Annotated in this window: 1 protein-coding gene; it reads left to right on the top strand. The window is 69.3% G+C overall.

All coding sequences use genetic code 11. The features are described 5' to 3' along the window. Positions 1-2,714 (top strand): PAS domain S-box protein (locus AX702_RS02110; protein ID WP_066775659.1); only part of this gene is annotated, 2,714 nt, incomplete at both ends.

Raw genomic sequence — 2,714 nt, forward strand, 5'->3', positions numbered from 1 at the left:
GGGGCGGGGACGGCATCCTGCTCTACAACGATGGCTATGCCGAAGTGTGCGGCCCGCGCCATCCCGAGGCGCTGGGCGCCAGCGCGCTTGAGGTCTGGCCGGAGGCGCGCGCCTTCAACGAACGGGTGATCGAGGCGGGGCTTGCCGGGGAATCGCTGAGCTTCCACGCGCAGGAATTGGAATTGTGGCGCTTCGGCCGGCCCGAACAGGTCTGGATGGACCTTGAATATCTGCCGATCCGGGACACCGGCGGCCGGCCGATCGGCTCGCTCGCGATCGTCATGGATATCACCCTGCGGATCGAGGCGGAGCGGCGGCTGGAACGCAGCCGGGAAATGTACCGCTTCCTCGACGAGCTTGGCCAGGCGGTGGCGAATTTGCACGATGCCGATGAGGTGCTGCGCGTCACCACCTGCATGGTCGGCGCGCATCTTGGCCTGTCGAACTGCGCTTATGCCGATATGGATCCGGACGAGGACGGGTTCACCATTCGCGGCGACTGGCACGCGCCCGGCTCGCCCTCCATCATTGGCCATTACAGCCTCGCCGATTTCGGCCGGCTGGCGGTGCAGAAGCTGGGGGCGGGCGAGCCGCTGATCATCACCGACAATCTGTCCGAGCTGGCGCCGGAGGAAGCGCAGACCTTTCAGGACATCGGCATCGCCGCCACCATCTGCATGCCGCTGATCAAGAACGGGCGGCTGCGCGCGCTGATGGCGATCCACCACAAGGTGCCGCACGTCTGGAGCGATGACGAGCTGTTGCTGATCCGCCAGGTCACCGAACGATGCTGGGCGCATATCGAGCGGGTCGGGGCGGAGGCGAACCTGCGCGCCAGCGAGGAACAATTGCGCCTCGCCATCGACGCGGCGGAGATCGGCCTGTGGGATGTGGACGAGGCGACCGGCACGCGCTTCTGGCAGCCGCGGGTGAAGGCGATGTTCGGCATCTCGCCCGATCAGCCGATCACGCCGGAGGATTTCGCCGCCGGCGTCCACCCGGATGATCGTGACCGGATCGCCGCCGCGCTCGCCGCCGCCGCCGATCCTGACAGGCGCGCGCTGTACGACGTCGAATATCGCGCGGTCGGCAAGGAGGATGGCGTGGTCCGCTGGATCGCCGCCAAGGGGCGCGGCGTGTTCACCGACGGGCGCTGCGTGCGGGTGATCGGCACCGCGATCGACATTACCGAGCGCAAGCAGACCGAACAGGCGCTGCGCGACCTCAACGAAACGCTGGAGCGCCGCGTGGCGGAGGCGCTGGCCGAACGTCAGCTGCTCGCCGATGTGGTGCAGAATACCACCGCGATCATCTTCGTCGTCGATACCGAATACCGCTGGCTGGCGGTCAACAAGGCCGGGGCGGCGGCTTTTGAATCCGTCTATGGCGTCACCCCGGCGGTGGGCGAATCCATGCTGGACGCGCTGGCGCATCTGCCGGAGGAGCGCGAGCATGTCCGCCGCTCCTGGGCGCGCGCGCTCGGCGGCGAGGAATTCACCGAGACCGAGACGTTCGGCGATCCCGCCCGCGCGCGTCGCTGCTTTCAGCTGAACTACAATGTCATCCGCGATTCCGACGGGCGGCAGATCGGCGCCTGCCAGATCGCGCATGACGTGACCGAGCGGATCGAGGAGCAGCACCGGCTGGCCGAGGCGGAGGAGCAGCTTCGCCAGGCGCAGAAGGTGGAGGCGCTCGGCCAGCTCACCGGCGGGGTCGCGCATGATTTCAACAATCTGCTCACCCCCATCATCGGCTCGCTCGACCTGCTCGTCCGCCGCGCGATCGGCAATGATCGCGAGCGGCAGCTGATCGCCGGCGCGCTGCATTCGGCGGAGCGCGCCCGCACGCTGGTGCAGCGCCTGCTCGCCTTCGCCCGCCGCCAGCCGCTCCAGCCCACCGCCATCGACGTGCACGCGCTCGTCACCGGCATGGGCGATCTGGTGGCGAGCACCATCGGCCCGCAGGTGAAGGTGGTGATCGAGGCGCCGGCGGATCTGCCGGCCGCGCGCGCCGATCACAATCAGGTGGAGATGGCGCTGCTCAATCTCGCGGTGAACGCGCGCGATGCCATGCCGGACGGCGGCACGCTGCGCATCACCGCCGCCGCGCGCACGGTCGGCGAGGGGGAGGACGCGGGCGAGCTGAAGCCGGGCCGCTATGTCATGGTGTCGGTCGCGGATACCGGCGTCGGCATGGATCCGGACACCGCCGCGCGCGCGATCGAGCCGTTCTTTTCCACCAAGGGGATCGGCAAGGGCACGGGGCTGGGCCTATCGATGGTTCACGGCCTGGCGCGCCAGCTCGGCGGCGGTATCCGCATCTTCAGCCAGCCGGACCTTGGCACCAATGTGGAGCTGTGGCTGCCGATGGCGGAGGAGGCGGCCAATCCGCATCCGTCCGGCGGCGAGGATGCGGCGCCGCGCTCGGGCCGGCGCGGCAAGGCGCTGCTGGTGGATGACGAGGATGCCGTGCGCACCGCCACCGCGCACATGCTGGAGGAAGCGGGCTTCACCGTGATCGAGGCCGCGTCCGGCGCCGCCGCGCTGCAGACCTTGGGCGCGCAGCCCGACATGGCGGTGCTCGTCACCGATCACCTGATGCCCGGCATGGACGGCACGCAGCTCGCCCGCCGCGCACGCGAAATCCGTCCCGGCCTGCCGTGCCTCATCGTCTCCGGCTATGCCGATGTCGAAGGCATCGCCCCCGACCTCCCC

Source organism: Sphingomonas sp. CCH5-D11 (assembly GCF_001557395.1).
Classification (GTDB): domain Bacteria; phylum Pseudomonadota; class Alphaproteobacteria; order Sphingomonadales; family Sphingomonadaceae; genus Sphingomonas.